This window comes from Rossellomorea sp. DUT-2 (assembly GCF_052665285.1).
Window position 1 is genome coordinate 812,698 of the sequence record NZ_JBQPEO010000003.1, and the last position, 15,844, is coordinate 828,541.

The 15,844-nt window shown below is 43.0% G+C and carries 13 protein-coding genes and 2 riboswitches; of the genes, 10 read left to right on the forward strand and 3 right to left on the reverse strand.

Translation table 11 applies throughout. The annotated features are described in order from the left end of the window. Positions 1-139 precede the first annotated feature (139 nt). Positions 140-330: riboswitch (cobalamin riboswitch) on the reverse strand. A gap of 103 nt (positions 331-433) precedes the next feature. From ACOSV2_RS14995 to ACOSV2_RS15005, 3 genes are all read left to right on the forward strand, one after another. Next, complete coding sequence (locus tag ACOSV2_RS14995) at positions 434-1,372, forward strand: AraC family transcriptional regulator (RefSeq protein ID WP_428975806.1); 939 nt, start codon at positions 434-436, stop codon at positions 1,370-1,372. Positions 1,373-1,385: 13 nt separating this feature from the next. After that, complete coding sequence (locus tag ACOSV2_RS15000) at positions 1,386-1,754, forward strand: DUF1761 domain-containing protein (protein ID WP_428975807.1); 369 nt, start codon at positions 1,386-1,388, stop codon at positions 1,752-1,754. 180 nt (positions 1,755-1,934) lie between these two features. Next, positions 1,935-3,434, forward strand: coding sequence for a flotillin family protein (locus tag ACOSV2_RS15005; protein ID WP_428975808.1), 1,500 nt, complete (start codon positions 1,935-1,937; stop codon positions 3,432-3,434). A gap of 337 nt (positions 3,435-3,771) precedes the next feature. Here the strand turns inward: ACOSV2_RS15005 and ade are convergent, their stop codons facing one another. Beyond that, a complete protein-coding gene (gene ade / locus ACOSV2_RS15010; RefSeq protein ID WP_428975809.1) occupies positions 3,772-5,517 on the reverse strand; it encodes an adenine deaminase in 1,746 nt (581 codons plus the stop codon). A gap of 76 nt (positions 5,518-5,593) precedes the next feature. Continuing rightward, positions 5,594-5,695, reverse strand: a riboswitch (purine riboswitch). 226 nt (positions 5,696-5,921) lie between these two features. Between ade and ACOSV2_RS15015 the strand changes: the two genes are divergently transcribed. From ACOSV2_RS15015 to ACOSV2_RS15045, 7 genes are all read left to right on the forward strand, one after another. After that, positions 5,922-6,713 (forward strand): DUF4397 domain-containing protein, encoded by a 792-nt coding sequence (locus ACOSV2_RS15015; RefSeq protein ID WP_428975810.1) that lies wholly within the window; start codon positions 5,922-5,924, stop codon positions 6,711-6,713. Further along, positions 6,713-7,324, forward strand: a complete 612-nt coding sequence (locus ACOSV2_RS15020) for a class F sortase (protein ID WP_428975811.1) — start codon at positions 6,713-6,715, stop codon at positions 7,322-7,324. The genes ACOSV2_RS15015 and ACOSV2_RS15020 overlap by 1 nt, the downstream gene beginning before the upstream one ends. Before the next feature lie 122 nt (positions 7,325-7,446). Continuing rightward, the gene (locus ACOSV2_RS15025) at positions 7,447-8,835 is read left to right on the forward strand and encodes a bifunctional metallophosphatase/5'-nucleotidase (protein ID WP_428975812.1); all 1,389 of its coding nucleotides are present in this window, start codon (positions 7,447-7,449) and stop codon (positions 8,833-8,835) included. Between the two features lie 147 nt (positions 8,836-8,982). Continuing rightward, the gene (locus ACOSV2_RS15030) at positions 8,983-9,945 is read left to right on the forward strand and encodes an alpha/beta hydrolase (RefSeq protein WP_428975813.1); all 963 of its coding nucleotides are present in this window, start codon (positions 8,983-8,985) and stop codon (positions 9,943-9,945) included. A gap of 14 nt (positions 9,946-9,959) precedes the next feature. Then, complete coding sequence (locus ACOSV2_RS15035) at positions 9,960-11,057, forward strand: threonine aldolase family protein (protein WP_428975814.1); 1,098 nt, start codon at positions 9,960-9,962, stop codon at positions 11,055-11,057. A gap of 335 nt (positions 11,058-11,392) precedes the next feature. Beyond that, positions 11,393-12,790 carry an FAD-binding oxidoreductase gene (locus ACOSV2_RS15040; protein ID WP_428975815.1) on the forward strand — a complete coding sequence of 466 codons (1,398 nt, stop codon included), beginning with the start codon at positions 11,393-11,395 and terminating at the stop codon, positions 12,788-12,790. Then, entirely contained in the window at positions 12,787-13,767 is a 981-nt protein-coding gene (locus ACOSV2_RS15045) for a bile acid:sodium symporter family protein (protein ID WP_428975816.1), read from the forward strand. Before ACOSV2_RS15040 ends, ACOSV2_RS15045 begins: the two co-directional genes overlap by 4 nt. Before the next feature lie 50 nt (positions 13,768-13,817). On the opposite strand, the gene ACOSV2_RS15050 is transcribed toward ACOSV2_RS15045, so the two are convergent. Both ACOSV2_RS15050 and ACOSV2_RS15055 read right to left on the reverse strand, forming a co-directional pair. Next, complete coding sequence (locus ACOSV2_RS15050) at positions 13,818-14,825, reverse strand: FecCD family ABC transporter permease (RefSeq protein WP_428975817.1); 1,008 nt, start codon at positions 14,823-14,825, stop codon at positions 13,818-13,820. Next, the gene (locus ACOSV2_RS15055) at positions 14,825-15,829 is read right to left on the reverse strand and encodes a FecCD family ABC transporter permease (RefSeq protein WP_428975818.1); all 1,005 of its coding nucleotides are present in this window, start codon (positions 15,827-15,829) and stop codon (positions 14,825-14,827) included. Before ACOSV2_RS15055 ends, ACOSV2_RS15050 begins: the two co-directional genes overlap by 1 nt. Positions 15,830-15,844: the final 15 nt, after the last annotated feature.

Below are 15,844 nucleotides of genomic sequence, written 5' to 3' on the forward strand. Positions count from 1 at the left end.
CCCCGTTTGTAGTATGAAACAAAAAAGCATCTTCTTTTGAAAAAGAAGATGCGGCTATTCCAGGCGAACGTTCAGAGTACAGTGATTCCACTGGTGACGTCTCATTAGCGCAACACCCTCCTATCTCCCGTAGGAACTTCTGTGTTCTTCCCATTTGGCAGGTCTCCTGGCTCAGCGTCAGCGATTTCGTATTCCTTCCCATTTCGATTCGAAACAGTGGATCCATACGAATTCTCAGCTTTACAGTGGCGGGACCGCGTTGGACTTTCACCAACTTCCCTTTTAAGAAAATGAACTATAGATCATCTTCACCAATGAGCAATGATCAAATTGTGAACGCTATTATTTTACCATAACCCTTAGTGAGTGAGGAGAAGGATTATGGTAAAATTTATAAACAAGTGCTTTTCAAAAAGGTAGTGAGGTCTGAAAAATGCCACAAGACAAAATACAAAGGAACCAAATCGATAAAGTAGTAGAGTATATCGATCAACATCTAAGTGAAGATTTATCCTTAGAACAGTTAGCCAAAGTATCAACCTATTCCCCTTATCACTTTCAGAGGATGTTTAAAAGGCTGATCGGTGAAACACCAGCAGGTTATGTGAAAAGAATGCGCTTGGAAAATGCAGCGCATATGCTCATTTACGAGCCACAGCTTCCTATCACACAAATTGCGTTCATATGTGGTTTTTCATCGTTATCCTATTTCACCTATTCTTTTAATGCTTACTTTAAAACCAGCCCCAAAAGCTGGCGGGAAGGTGCCTATTTAGAGCGTTTTCCGCGGGAATATCTTAATAGCAAGAAATCTAAACTTTTCAGCACAAAAGCGAAAGCATTCCAGGATGAAGAATCCTATAATGAGTTTAAATGGCTGGATTTATCGAAAGTAAAGATCGCTCATTTTCCAGAGTGTTCAACCGTCAATAGATTTCATATCGGGTCATATATCGAAGGCATTACAGAAGCCTGGCAAGATCTATACAGATGGGGGAATGCCAGAAACCTCATAGAGAAGAGTCCTTTGATATTCGGAGTTCCAAAGAGCAACCCTTATATTACCCCACCTGAAAAAAGCAGGTATGAGTGTCGCATGGCCATCGAAAATAAAAATGACGCGGAGGATGAGGAACTCTATCTATTTCGAGGCAGTAAGCATGTGGTTTATGAATTCGATGAACCTGTCGACTACCGGGAAAGAGGGAAGTTAATCGAATGCTATTCTGAACTTTACAGCTATTGGCTGCCGAAAAGCGGATACAGATACCTTGGGAATCCGATTGAACTTGTGGAAATGATCAATCTACAAGGAACTCTCGATATTGGATGTAACATTAAAGCGATCGCTTTAGCCATTGAGCCGAATTAATGGAGGAATAGGGATGGAATTAAATGTGAATTTACTCGCGGTTTTAGTGGGGGCTGTGGTGTATATGGTATACGGCGGAATTTATTATTCTATTTTACTAGGAAAGAAGGAACAGGATAGTACTGGACCGATTAAATATGCAGTGGCTGTTATTGTTGCATTTATCAGCTCACTTCTTGTTGGGATTTTCGTTCAAGCCACCGGTTCCAATGGACTAGTCCAAGGAGCTTTGACAGGTGTATTCATTGGGATTCTTATTTCCATTGTCTACTTGAAAAATACTTTATTTGGTCTTATGACAAAACGGATGTTTCTTATCGCAATTGGAGATCATCTCATCATATTTACCCTGATAGGGGCTGTACACGGCTGGTTGTTATAGATTGTAAGCTCGAACTATTTAAAGGTTCGAGCCTTTTTTTATATAAAATTAGGAGATTCACCTAAATTATTGAAACTTTTCTAGCACTCTTCCGTAGATAATATTGTAGCTAGCCATTTTATTAATTAATAAGTCAGTTGCTCGACTGATTTATAGAAAATGTTGAGAGGGGTTGTCAGAATGCTAGAATCATTAAGTATCATCGGATTTTTTATGTTCCTGATTCCTGTTCTGGTTATTGCAGCTATTGTAGGAATTGCCTATTATTTCTGGATGAGGTTCCGTTATCGTACAGCGAGATCCAACCAGGCGCTGATCATTACCGGACCGAAACTGGGGGATCCTGAGAAGGAAACGAATATTTTCACCGACCAGGAAGGACGTTCCATGAAAATCATCAGGGGTGGAGGATACAGATTAAGACGTTTCCAAACATCCACACCTGTTAATCTGACATCCTTCCAATTAAAACTATCGACACCTAGAGTGTACACAAATGGCGGAGTACCAATCGTTGCAGATGCAGTGGCGATGGTGAAGGTGGCCGACACATTAAACGGGATTGCGAACTATGCCGAGCAGTTCCTTGGTAAGGATCAAAAAGAAATTGAAGATGAAATCATCGAGGTACTGGGAAGTAATCTTCGTGCGATTCTTTCTAAAATGACTGTTGAAGACATTAACAGCAACCGTGAAAAATTTAACGCTGACGTATCAGAAATTGCCCAGAAGCAGCTGGATCTTATGGGCTTCAAAATTACGTCACTCGGGTTAACTGACATAAGAGATGCAGACGAAGAAAATGGATACTTAAAAAATCTTGGTCGTCCACGTATCGCCGAGGTTCGCAAGCAAGCTGAAATTGCAGAAGCAAACACCGAGCGTGAAACCCGTATTCACCGGGCCCAAACGGATCAGGAAGCGAAAGAAGAAGAATACAAGCGTCAAATTACCATTGCCCAATCGAAAAAAGAAAAGGACATCAAAGACGCAGCCTTCAAGGAAGAAACAGAACGGGCAAGAGCGAAATCCGAACAGTCCTATGAGTTGGAAAAAGCCAAACTTACCAAGGAAGTGAAAGAAGAAGAGTTAACCCTTCAATTCCTTGAACGTGAACGTGCCGTGAAGCTTGAAGCAGAAGAATCAAAAGTTCGTAAAACGAAAGCCGATGCCGAATACTACGAAACCACTCGTAAAGCGGAAGCGGAAGCACGCAAGTCTGAGATTGACGGGGAAGCGAAAGCCAAGATCCGCAGAGAAGAAGGTTCTGCAGAAGCCGATGTTATCAGAGAGCGTGGTAAAGCGGAAGCTGAATCCCGTAAACTGCTTGCAGAAGCAATGGAGAAACATGGCGATGTCATCATTACCGAGAAACTAATTGAAATGCTGCCGGTTTTCGCAGAGAAAATTGCACAGCCTCTTAACAATATTGACTCTGTTAAAATCATTGATTCCGGTAATGGCCAGGGAGTTCCTTCCTTTGGGAAAAGCATCACCAGAACGATGCTTGATATGCAGGAACCGTTACGCGAAATGACAGGCATCGATGTAGGTGAATTACTGAAGTCGTATGCAAACAGAAGCCATGAAAGACCTTACCAGCCAGCAATTTCAGAGTCGGCTGACAAGGAAGTTGCTGTGACGACCGAAGAAAAAGAGTTACAAGAAGAAAGTAAATAATGAGAAAAGAGATGTCTCAACAATGGAGACATCTCTTTTCTTATGTAGCCTAATCGATTCCAATAAAGGAGTGCCAGACTATCTGAACCTGGCACCTATTGAATGAATGTACCTGGTACAAAGTGTTAGTGTTGTTTGGGGTTCAGCTGCTGAATAAAATCGAAAAATCAGCAGCTGAATATAGGAAGATTTTTAACAGTTGAAATCAACGGGGAATTTGCCTGTTAAAATTCTTGAAAAATTCAACAGTCAAATATCCGAAGAAATTAAGCAGTAAAATAAACTGCAATATTTAACAGTCAAATAAACACTGAAATTCAACAGTCATACAAACTCATCAACCTTGTATCCCAACCTCAATATGCCGGGAACGATTAACATCAAATAATCCTAAATCTGTCAGCTTCAACTCTGGGATCACAGGCAAAGTGAGAAAAGAGAGAGTCAGAAATGGATTGAAGTCCCCGGAGAATCCTAATTCTACAAACGCATTTTTCAACTCGCGGAGCCCTGATACCACTTCTTCAAATCCCTGATCGGACATCAACCCTGCAATCGGTAATGGAAGATAAGCTAAGACATTTCCGTCTCTCACCATTACCAGGCCTCCATTCATATCGTTAAGTGCCTCGATCGCTTGAAGGATATCACGATCATTTGTACCAGTTGCGACAATATTGTGGGAATCATGAGCGATGGTGGTAGCGATTGCTCCTTTTTTCAATCCGAATCCTTTCACAATGCCCAAGCCGATGTTTCCTGTACCTTTATGTCTTTCAACGACAGCCATTTTAAGTTGATCCTGTTGAATGGAAGGGATAAAGAATCCATTTTCTACTTGGACCTTTTCAATCTGTTTATGGGTTCTAAGGTGGTTAGGGATGATTTCTATAATATGTGCTTCTTTTGTAGCGCCGATTTCAATTTGAAGATGTTTTTCATTGAGTTCAGGAATATGGACCGTTGAAGTCAGAGATGGTTTTGCCACCGGTTTTACGATGGGTTCACCGACAAACTGACCATGAGCAGCTACCTGTTTCCCTTCTTTGTAGACCTCTGATATAGAGACCGTTTTTAAATCATCCAGTAAGACAAAATCCGCATCATATCCAGGTGCAATTGCTCCTTTAGTGTGTAATCCATAACATTCAGCAGCATTTAAAGAGGCGATGCTAATCGACAATAGAGGATCGAGACCTTCCTTGATTGCTAAGCGGATATTGTGATCGATGCTGCCTTCCTCGATTAAGTCATCTAAGTGCTTATCATCTGTACAGAATAGACAGCGCCGGGCATTTCTTTCGTTCACTACACCTATAAGTGCCTTCAAATCTTTGGCCACGGATCCTTCGCGAATCAGAACATACATACCCCTTCGTATTCGTTCCAATGCTTCAGGAACGGTGGTGCATTCATGATCGGTTCGAATACCTGCGGATTTATAAACATTGATCGCATTTGTATCAAGCCCCGCTAAATGACCGTCCATATTATGACTATACTCCGAGGTAACAGTGATTTTATCAACAATGGAATCATCTCCTTTTTGGAGGGAAGGGTAGTCCATGACCTCTGCAAGTCCAAGGACACGCTCATGCGTATAGAAAGGTTCCAGTTCTTTGGATGTCAGTGTCGCTCCAGCATTTTCAAATGGTGTTGCCGGCACGCAGGATGGAAGCATGGTAAACACATCTAATGGATTGTTCCCTGAATCATCGAGCATGAATCCAATTCCTTCTTCTCCGGATACATTCCCGATTTCATGTGGGTCTGTAATCACGGTCGTGACACCATGAGGAAGAACGACTTTTGCAAATTCGGATGGTGTGACCATGGAGGATTCAATATGAACATGGGCATCGATAAAGGACGGACTAATATATCTCCCCTTGGCGTCGATGACCTGTTTCCCTTCAAATTCCCCAATTCCAACGAACATTCCACCCGTAATCGCGACATCTCCATCCATGATTTCAAGATTAAACACATCTATTATTTTCCCATTTTTTATGACAAGATCTGCAAGGTTGTCTTTATTCGCAGCTGCAATTCTTTTTTTCAGTATAGCTTTTTTTGTATCCATGAAATCCTCTCCTTATCTAAATAAAAAACCCCGGGATTCACCCAGGGTTTGACATAGAGAGAGAAGAGAAGGGACTCCTGCCCCTGCTCCCTCTCGTAGTCAAACCATTTACGGTAGTTTGGTAGAAACTTTTGGACCATATTTCCAATATTATACGAGTATGTGGATAAGATTATTTGTTGAAATGATTATTTCACATTTTATCTGCATCTGATGGAAGGTGTCAATGGTAATCAGTTTAAGTGCTTTATTGAAAATAGTATTCCTTTTGTGATTGAAAATGTCCTCAGAGAGTTGAATGTGCTAACAGGACAGTTTATTAATTGATATATTTCTCTATTAGTTATACATTTTATATACAAGTAAAATACAAAACTTGTACAAAATATAAAGGAGTGGAAGAAATGAAAAAGATTTTCTCTATTTTGGCAACTGTCATGTTAATGTTATCACTGGCTGGAGGTGCATTTGCGGCTGAGAATGATGCGATGGTGCGTATTGTCCATGCTTCTCCTGATGCTCCGGCTGTCGATGTGTATGTGGACGGAAACGCAGTGGTTGAAGGCGCAGAGTTTAAAGCAGCAACAGATTACATGAATCTTCCTGCAGGGGACCATAAAGTAGAAATTTATGCAGCAGGCACAATGGGAAGCGAAGACCCTGTCATTTCTCAAGATTTAACGGTTGAAGCAGGAATGGCTTACACTGTCGCGGCTGCTAATACAGTTGAAAACCTTGAATTAGTCGTAGCACAGGATTCAATGGAAGTAACAGAAGGTATGACTAAGGTACGCGTTGGGCATCTTTCCCCGGATGCACCTACTGTGGATGTTGGTCTTGTAGGTGGAGATGCGTTATTCAGTGGAGCTGAATTCAAAGCGATTACTGATTATCAGGAATTAGATGCAGGAACATATGACCTGGAAATCAGAACACCAGAAGGAGATCAAGTGTTGGATCTGTCTGGAACGATGCTTGAAGAAAATACAGTATACAGCGTGTTCGCAGTCAATACAGCAGATCAATTGGAAGTACTTGTTCTGAAGGATTATACATTAATGCCTGGTAGCATGCCTGAAACAGGTATGGGTGGAGCAGCAACTGAATCGTCTTCCACTCTTCCAATCGTACTTGCGTCGGCAGTTTTAGGTGGAGCAGCACTACTATTTGTTACCCGCAGAAAACTGCAAAAATAATGAAACGACTTCTTTTGTCTATCCCTTTGATGGCTCTTCTGGCGGCATGTGCTGCCGAAGAGCCACAATCGGTTACGGAAAGTGAGGTTCAATCATCCACCATTGAACAACCTGTTCAACCCGTTACTCCTGAACCGCAAAAAGAAGGATACAGCATGACACCGGCTATTCTTTCCATACCGAAGCTTGACCTCGAAGCACCTATCAAGGAATTCGGACTGGATAACGAAGGGAATATGGAGCTTCCGGATAACGGAAAGGAAGTTGCATGGTTTGAACCGGGCTTTCAACCGGGGGAAAAAGGGAATGCCGTCCTTGCGGGACATGTAGATGATGAGAAAAAACCTGCTGTTTTTTTTGAATTAAATGAACTTGAGCCTGGGGATGAGATCCATTTACAAGATGAAGATGGAGCTATCCTGACATTTGTAGTGAGGGAAAAAGTCGCTTATCAAAAAGATGACGCGCCTCTTAGAAGCATATTTGGTCCCAGTGAAAAACGCATGCTTAATCTGATTACGTGCACGGGTTATTTTGACAGGGAAATCCATAATTATGTAGAAAGATTGGTTGTCTATACAGAACTGGTCGAAGAGAATAAAGGTATCTGAAGAGCTTATCTCCCATTACGTGGAAGATAAGCTCTTTTATTTCCATAAAAATCCTTTACACATAGCTGATTTCCCTTAATATTAATAGAGAGAGTGTTCTGAAAAACATTTTGGAGGTAAAAATGAAATTAAAAATTATTCATACTAATGATCTACACAGCCATTTTGATGAGTTCTCGAGAGCAGCGTCCTTGATTAAAGCGCATAAAGACGAGAACACACTTATTCTTGATGGGGGGGACTTTGCTGATTTTAGAAGTGTCGAGCTTCAAGGAACGAGAGGAATGGCAGCTATCGAACTGTTGGAATCTGTCGGCTATGATGCGTTAACAATTGGAAACAATGAAATGTTCAATGGATTCGATACGCTTGAGCATATGGCAAGCAGTACTCCCGTACCGTTTATCAGTAATAACCTTTATAGGAAAGATAAAACGGTGGCCAATGGGGTAAAATCAAGCGTCATACTGGAAAAAAACGGTTTGCGCATCTTGATTACAGGCTCGTCCCCGGACTTAGAGGGTTTCAATGACGGTCTGGGTGTGCATATAACCGATTATAAAAATGCAATCGTTGAGGAAATGAAACGTAATAGTGGAAACTATGATGTTTGCATTCTTCTCAATCATGTAGGGACACCAGCAGATGATGAGCTGGCGAATGAACTGGATGGAGTCGATATCATCCTATCTGCTCATGACCACAAGCTTTATCCACAAGCTAAAGTTATGAACGGGACCGTGATGAATAGTGCCGGTTGTTATGGGGAGTACATTGGAATTGTGGAAGTGGATGTAACAAAAGATGGTGTCAAGTTACTCCGGGGGGAAACGATTGCTACGGATTCTTCTCCTATCGATAAAGAGGTCGTTGCCATTTTAAAAGAAAATAAAGAGAAAGCGATTGACGTATTAAGCAGGCCATTATATAAACTCGACCAGTCCCTCTGGCATGATGTGATTGCGGAGAATCCAATCACGAATTTAATCGCCGACGGGCTGCAGGACATGTTGGAATGTGATCTTGGCTTGATCAATAGTGGGATAGTGAACGCTGGTGCATTTGATCATATCAGCAATAAAAAATTGATTGAAATCTGTCCATCTCCCTTGAATCCAACGTCTTTTGACATTCAAGGAAAGCATATTCGTACGGCCATCCAGCAGTCTCTGGATGCTGGAGTTTGTTTAGCTGATGGAAGAGGCCCGGGATTCCGGGGGAAATTCGTTGGAAGGCTCCATGTTTCTGGAGCAGAGATTACTCATGATGGTAAAAGAATATCGGAAATCCTCATCGGGAATGCTCCTCTGGAAGATGAGAAGTGGTATTCCGTTGCCTCATCTGATTATTTGCAAAGAGGATCCGGCTATGAATCCCTCGCCCATAACCGGAATGAAAAATACCTGGCGGAAGAAATCCGCGATGTGATCCGGATTTATGGGGACCGGAAGGATTTTATCGAGAAATCTTATATGACCAGGTGGAAGGAAAGTAGTGACGTCATGGTTTAGAATTCATATGTAGCGCAAGAGTACATGGGTGGTTTTGAATGTGGAAAAACATCAGCTAAATAGCACATATGAATATGCCTTATTCTATGAAACTCATACCGGCTTCAAGTAAAATAGACTTAACTACTTGTACGAAGGGGCCGTGTCATGAAAAAACGTATCGCATGGATCATGAGCAGTTTGTTGTTGTTATTGGTGGTAGGTCTTATTGTAGCCGGAAACTATTTTTATGAAGTTGCAATTAATAGAAGTAATGAGGCAATAGAATTATATGGCGGGACGGAAGAAGCGGTTGAAGCCGTCAGTGCTTTGGAGGAAGAACAAAAAAGATTAGAAGAATTAAGGAACTGGACAAGTAAGCGGAACTTCGAATCGGTTGAGGTAGAAACAGAGGACGGTTTGACCCTTAGAGCTCAATACCTTGAAAATGAGTCACCGAATGGGAAATCCGTTATCCTCGCCCATGGGTATAAAGGGACCAGCGAGCAGATGCCAGAAATCACAAGATTTTATTACGAGGAAGGATACAATATTCTCAAACCCGATGCGAGAGGGCATGGAAAAAGTGAAGGGGATTATATCGGTTATGGCTGGGACGATCGATTGGATTATAAAGAATGGATCAATCTCTTAATCAATGAAAAAAGTGAAGAATCCATTTTTTTGCACGGCTTTTCCATGGGGGCAGCAACCGTATTGATGACAAGTGGTGAGGACCTTCCCGAAGAGGTGAAAGGAATCATTGCCGACAGCGGATACACCTCTTTGGAAGAAGAACTGACTCATCAATTAAAATATCTTTACCGCTTGCCGGCATTTCCGATTATGGAGGTAACGAGTGTGGTGACGAAGTTGCGAGCAGGCTATACCTTCAGAGAAGCCTCGGCACTCGATCAGGTGAAGAAAAACAAATTACCTCTATTCATCATTCATGGAGATCAGGACGAACTTGTTCCAACCGAAATGGCTAATCGCCTGTACGAAGCAACGAATACCATGAAAGAATTATGGATTGTACCAGGCGCCGGTCACACAGAAGGCTTTACGGTAGAAGAAGAGGAATACAAGAAACGAGTGAAGGGATTCATTGAAAAAGTGATGAACTCATAAAAGGGAGCAAATCGATGGGAGAAAAGACTTTATTTGAAGCGTATAAACAAACTGCTAATCAACTTCAGGGACATGGGAAACGAAATCTGGATGTCCTTAAAGGTGCTTTAGTGGATGTAGATGGGGACGTTGAAAGCGATATTTACGGATCAGGAAAAATAATAGAAGACTTCCAAAACAAGATGGCAGCCTATCTGGGAAAAGAAAGTGCCGTTTTCTTCCCAAGTGGAACGATGGCTCAGCAGATCGCCCTTCGTATTTGGTGTGATCAAAAAGATTTGCACAGAGTGGCATACCATCCTTTATGTCATTTAGAGATTCATGAAGAAGATGGGCTGAAGAAATTACATGGAATTGAACCGATTCTACTAGCTGAGAAGGAGCGTGTAATTGGACTGGAAGATGTGACTGGTCTTAAAGAGGACATTGCATGCTTACTGTTAGAGCTGCCTCAAAGGGAAATCGGCGGTCAACTGCCAGACTACGAGACTCTAGAAGCCATCTCTGAATACTGCCGGGATAGAGGTATCAGGATCCATTTAGACGGTGCCAGGCTTTATGAAATTCTGCCCCATTATGGGAAAACAGCAGAGGAAGTCTGTACTCTTTTCGATAGTGTCTATCTTTCATTCTATAAGGGGATCGGTGGAATTGCAGGTGCGATCCTGGCAGGAAGCGAGGAGTTTACGAAAGAATCAAAAGTATGGAAAAGACGTCATGGAGGTGATCTCATCAGTCTCTATCCATACATCCTGAGTGCAAATCACTATTTTGACCAACGAATCCACAAAATGGATCAGTATTACGAAGGAGCAAAAGAACTTGCAGGTCTTTTTAACGGCTGCCGGGGTGTATCAACTCTTCCTGAAAAGCCTGTTTCCAATATGTTTCATGTCTTCTTCCACTATCCACAAAAAGATATGGAAACTATTTTAATGGATGTGTATGACGAGACAGGCATTGGTTTAACGGGGTATGTGAAAAAAGTGAGTGAAGATGAGTGTGCGTATGAAGTAAGTGTAGGAGATCAATACGAGAACGTTTCGAAACAAGAATTGAGTAAGCTATTTGTGGTGTTGGAAGAGAAATTGAAAAGATTGATAGAGAATTAAACCATTGTATTGTGGTACCGGATGATTCCGGTGCCACTTTTTTCTTGAGGGACGGACCTCTCACCAATACAGAATCCTTTCCTTTACAGCATTCTTCTCATAAATCACTATTTGGGAGGTCCGTCCCTCAATTTACGGTGCCGCTTTTTGGGGAGGGACGGACCTCACACCCGTCACTTTATTCAGTATTGAGTCCCATCCCTATAACATTCTTCTAATACAAACAGAGGTGCGTCCCTCTTCGGAGAAAGAAATATCTTTTTTACTATTGAAATATTCTGATTATTAGGTATAATTCGATACATTATACATTTTTTTAGAAGGGGAGAAGGCGTATGAGTGTGAAGAGTAGTGGTTTGTTCGATGAATTAAGTGAAATCGTAAGCAGTCATCAAGTGACGGTGAATGAAACGATTTTAGAGCAGCATGGGAAGGATGAATCCTATCATAGGCCGAGCTCTCCCGATATAGTGGTGTTCCCTGAGAGTGCCGGGGAAGTGAGTGCGATTGTGAAGTTGGCAGCTGCCCATCACACACCCATTATTCCATTTGGTCTTGGTACAAGCCTTGAAGGTCATGTGATTCCATACGATAAGGGAATTACCATTGATTTTTCCCGGATGAATAAAGTACTCGAGGTAAGGGAGAAGGACTTTCTTGTAAAGGTCCAACCTGGTGTTACACGTTCTCAGTTAAATAAAGAATTGAAGAAGTATGGTCTCTTTTTTTCAGTTGATCCCGGTGCTGATGCGACCCTTGGAGGCATGGCTGCCACGAATGCGAGCGGGACGACTTCTGTAAAATATGGAGTCATGCGGGATCAAGTCCGGGATTTAGAAGTGGTGCTTCCCGATGGAGAAGTGATTCACACAGGAAACATGGCTCAGAAATCGTCGTCGGGCTATCACTTAAACAGTTTATTCGTAGGTTCAGAGGGCACGTTGGGGTGTATTACGGAGTTGACCCTACGCGTATATGGCATCCCTGAGCATATCGTGGCGGCACGTGCATCGTTCAATCATATAAATGATGCAGTGGAAGCGGTCGTGTCCATTTTACAAGCAGGCATTCCGATTGCGAGGGTGGAGCTGGTGGATGAACCATCGATGATACAAGTGAATCGATTCAGTGAGACGGATTATAAAGAAAAACCTACTCTTTTTCTTGAGTTTCATGGTAATGAAGCAGGTCTCCAACAAGATGTAGAATTCACCAAAGAGATTATGTCTGATCATGACTGTGAAGAGATTGTGTTTGAAGAAGACACTGCAGGTAGGAATAGATTGTGGGAAGCGAGACATAATCTTGCCTATGCTTATGTACATGGAAACCCAGGAAGGAAGCTCATGGTGACAGACGTGTGCGTACCCATTTCAGAACTGTCCGGTGCCGTGCAGTATGCACGAAAAAGGCTGGAAGAATTAGAGTTGATAGGGGGGATCCTCGGACATGTCGGAGATGGGAATTACCATACATCACTCATGATTGATTTAAACGACCCTGAAGAGGTGAAGAGAGCGGAAATATATAACGAACAAATTGTGGAGTATGCCCTTGAACGAAATGGCACATGTACGGGTGAACATGGTGTAGGAGTCGGAAAGATGAAATATCAACTGCGGGAACACGGTGGTGCCCTTCAAGTAATGGAGAAAATCAAGCTGGCACTTGATCCAAATGAACTCTTTAATCCTCACAAACTAGTACATAAAAAGAAGGAGGAGCAGAAATGAAACTACTCGAAACCATCAGCAATCTGGCAGGTAAGTATTTCGCTATTTGGGTCATCCTCGTAGCGGCGGTAGCCTATTTTGTTCCTGCTCCATTCCTGCCATTGGGAGGCTATATAACAATACTATTAGGTGTCGTGATGTTCGGTATGGGACTTACATTAAAGCCCGTGGACTTTCAGTTGGTTCTGAAGAAGCCCTTGCCAGTCATCACTGGAGTCCTGGCGCAATTCATCATCATGCCGTTAGGTGCCCTGTTGATAGCGTACATACTGAATCTACCGAATGAATTAGCTGCTGGATTAGTATTACTGGGGTCGGTTCCCGGTGGGACGGCATCCAATGTCATGGTGTATTTGGCAAAAGGGAATCTGGCGTTATCCGTGGCCATGACATCACTTTCAACATTATTGGCCCCAATCGCGACTCCACTGATTTTACTAGCATTAGCGGGCCAATGGCTTCCTGTCGATCCAATCGCCATGTTTCTTTCCATCGTTCAAGTGATCATCGTACCCATCACTCTTGGGTTAGTCATTCGAAAACTATTCCCGAGCACAGTGGAAAAAAGTTTAAATGTCATTCCGTTGATTTCAGTATTGGCCATCATTATCATTGTATCGGCTGTTGTTTCTGCAAATGTTGAAAATATTGCAACCTCGGGAGTGATCATTTTTACGGCTGTGATTCTGCATAATCTATTTGGACTTGGACTGGGGTATGGAACGGGAGTCCTTATGAAGTTAGATGAAAGTAAGCGAAGGGCGATTTCGATTGAAGTCGGGATGCAAAATTCTGGACTTGGAGTTGCGCTTGCCACTGCCCATTTTGGACCACTGGCTGCTTTACCGAGTGTCATAGCAGCCGTGTGGCATAATATCTCAGGCCCGATTCTTGCGACGTTCTGGAGTAAGAAACCTGTGAAGGAAGAGAAAGAGGAGGAATTTGTAACAGATGCCGTTAATCCCACTGCAAGGTAATGGAACGGAGAAAGGTACCGGAGAGTCCGGTACCTTTCTTTATTTCGTTCTTATTTTTTCAATAACAAATACATGAAATAAGGAGCCCCGATCAAAGCAATCATGATCCCTGCTGGAATGCCATCGGGTTCCAGGATATTACGACCGACTGTGTCAGCGAGTAGTAATAGCCAGCCTCCCAGAAGTATGGCAATCGGGATGAACATTTGATTGCGTGGTCCGACCAACGCTTTGGCGATGTGGGGAGCCATTAATCCGATAAAGGCGATTCCACCTGTGACGGAAACAGCGGATGCGGCTAAGGCAACAGCAACCATCAGCATGATGAAACGTTCACGATTGATGGAAACTCCTACACCAACAGAGACAGGTTCACTCAATCCCAGAAGATTCAGCATCTGAGATTTATAGATTGCAAACGGAATCAGAATCACGAGCCATGGTAGAAGCGCCCAGATAAACGGCCAGTCTGACCCCCAGATATTCCCTGCCAGCCACATGGCAATGAAATCCACTTTTGCCCGTTCGGCACTTGAGATGAGAATGATCATGAGCCCAGACAGTGCCATGGAGAATCCGACCCCTACTAAGACTAATCTGACAGGCTGAATCCCATTCCGCTTACTATACGAAAACATATAGATGAGACAGGCTGTAAGAAGAGCACCTGCGAAAGCCACAACCGGCAGCAGATACGCAAAGGAACCGGCATCTATCGGGAAAAATAAAAAGAAGATGGCAATGGAAACCCCTGCCCCGGAATTGATTCCGATGATACCTGGATCAGCTAAGTCATTACGTGTGATACTTTGTAAAATGGAACCGGAAAGCGCCAGGGCCATCCCTGCCAAAATCGTAATGATGATTCTTGGTAAACGAATGGAAAATAGTATGAATTCTTCTTTAAATGACCCTTCACCTAAAATAGTAGGGAGTAGACGATCATAGGAAACAGAAGAATAGCCCAGTCCAATACTAAAAAATGTTGTGGCTGCGATAAGGATCAGCAGTCCAATAAGAAGTAATCGTTGTTTTTTGATCAAATCCGGATGTATCATCAGAAGCCTTTCCCTCCTTTATGTATGATAAATAGGAAGAAAGGTAAGCCCATCATCGCGACAATCGCTGCCACTGGTGTTTCGTAAGGGGCATTGATTGTTCGGCCGAGCGTATCTGCGAGGAGCATGAATGTTGCTCCAAACAGAGTGGAGATGGGAATGATGAAGCGGTAATCCGTCCCAACCACAGCCCGGACAATATGGGGGATCATCAAGCCGATAAATACCATATTCCCGACGAGGGCAACGGCAGCGCCTGCAAGTAAAACAATCACGATGAACAGGATGGTTTTCACAAAAGCCGTACGTTGACCCAATCCGACGGCAACTTCCTCATTTAAACTTAGTATGGTTAGTTGTCTGGATAAAAAGATTGAAACCACGATACCGATTAATATAAATGGAACAATCACTTGAAGCTGGTTCCACGTTGTCCCGATCATTCCACCGGCCGTCCACATTGACACATCTTTTGAAAGCTTAAAGTAAAGACCGATTCCTTCAGAAATGGCAAATAAAAAGGCGGAAACGGCAGCACCGGCCAAAACAATCCTAAAGGGAGAGAATCCGCCCCGTTTCATAGAGCTGATGCCGAATACCAACAATGCTCCTACAGCAGAGCCGATGAAGCAGGCAATCATAATGCCATAGTAGCTGATTGAAGGTGAAAAGGCGAGAGCAACGGCCAATGCAGCGTTTGCTCCCGCTGTCAATCCGAGCAACCCCGGATCTGCAAGGGGATTTCGCGTCATGCCCTGCATGATGGCTCCTGAGACGGCTAAAGAAGCTCCTACCACAATGGCGGCAACTTCTCTAGGGAAGCGTATCTCCCGCAGGATGGTCACCTTATCTCCGGCACCGGCTGGAGTCAATGCGAGCCATACGTCCTTCACTGTTGTCTCTGCAGCACCAAACACGACAGATACCAGAAAAGCAGCACCAAATACGAGAAGGGACCCAATCAATTTATAGAAAAATGGAAATCGCTGATTTTGAGTTTTCATAATCAATCATCTTTT

What these genes read in the sequence shown, in the direction of transcription:
- ACOSV2_RS15030 (WP_428975813.1), top strand. Translation starts at nt 8,983, where the DNA reads ATGAAAAAACGTATCGCATGGATCATGAGCAGTTTGTTGTTGTTATTG.
- ACOSV2_RS15025 (WP_428975812.1), top strand. Translation starts at nt 7,447, where the DNA reads ATGAAATTAAAAATTATTCATACTAATGATCTACACAGCCATTTTGAT.
- ACOSV2_RS15040 (WP_428975815.1), top strand. Translation starts at nt 11,393, where the DNA reads ATGAGTGTGAAGAGTAGTGGTTTGTTCGATGAATTAAGTGAAATCGTA.
- ACOSV2_RS15050 (WP_428975817.1), bottom strand. Translation starts at nt 14,825, where the DNA reads ATGATACATCCGGATTTGATCAAAAAACAACGATTACTTCTTATTGGA.
- ACOSV2_RS14995 (WP_428975806.1), top strand. Translation starts at nt 434, where the DNA reads ATGCCACAAGACAAAATACAAAGGAACCAAATCGATAAAGTAGTAGAG.
- ACOSV2_RS15035 (WP_428975814.1), top strand. Translation starts at nt 9,960, where the DNA reads ATGGGAGAAAAGACTTTATTTGAAGCGTATAAACAAACTGCTAATCAA.
- ACOSV2_RS15020 (WP_428975811.1), top strand. Translation starts at nt 6,713, where the DNA reads ATGAAACGACTTCTTTTGTCTATCCCTTTGATGGCTCTTCTGGCGGCA.
- ACOSV2_RS15045 (WP_428975816.1), top strand. Translation starts at nt 12,787, where the DNA reads ATGAAACTACTCGAAACCATCAGCAATCTGGCAGGTAAGTATTTCGCT.
- ACOSV2_RS15015 (WP_428975810.1), top strand. Translation starts at nt 5,922, where the DNA reads ATGAAAAAGATTTTCTCTATTTTGGCAACTGTCATGTTAATGTTATCA.
- ACOSV2_RS15000 (WP_428975807.1), top strand. Translation starts at nt 1,386, where the DNA reads ATGGAATTAAATGTGAATTTACTCGCGGTTTTAGTGGGGGCTGTGGTG.
- ACOSV2_RS15055 (WP_428975818.1), bottom strand. Translation starts at nt 15,829, where the DNA reads ATGAAAACTCAAAATCAGCGATTTCCATTTTTCTATAAATTGATTGGG.
- ade (WP_428975809.1), bottom strand. Translation starts at nt 5,517, where the DNA reads ATGGATACAAAAAAAGCTATACTGAAAAAAAGAATTGCAGCTGCGAAT.
- ACOSV2_RS15005 (WP_428975808.1), top strand. Translation starts at nt 1,935, where the DNA reads ATGCTAGAATCATTAAGTATCATCGGATTTTTTATGTTCCTGATTCCT.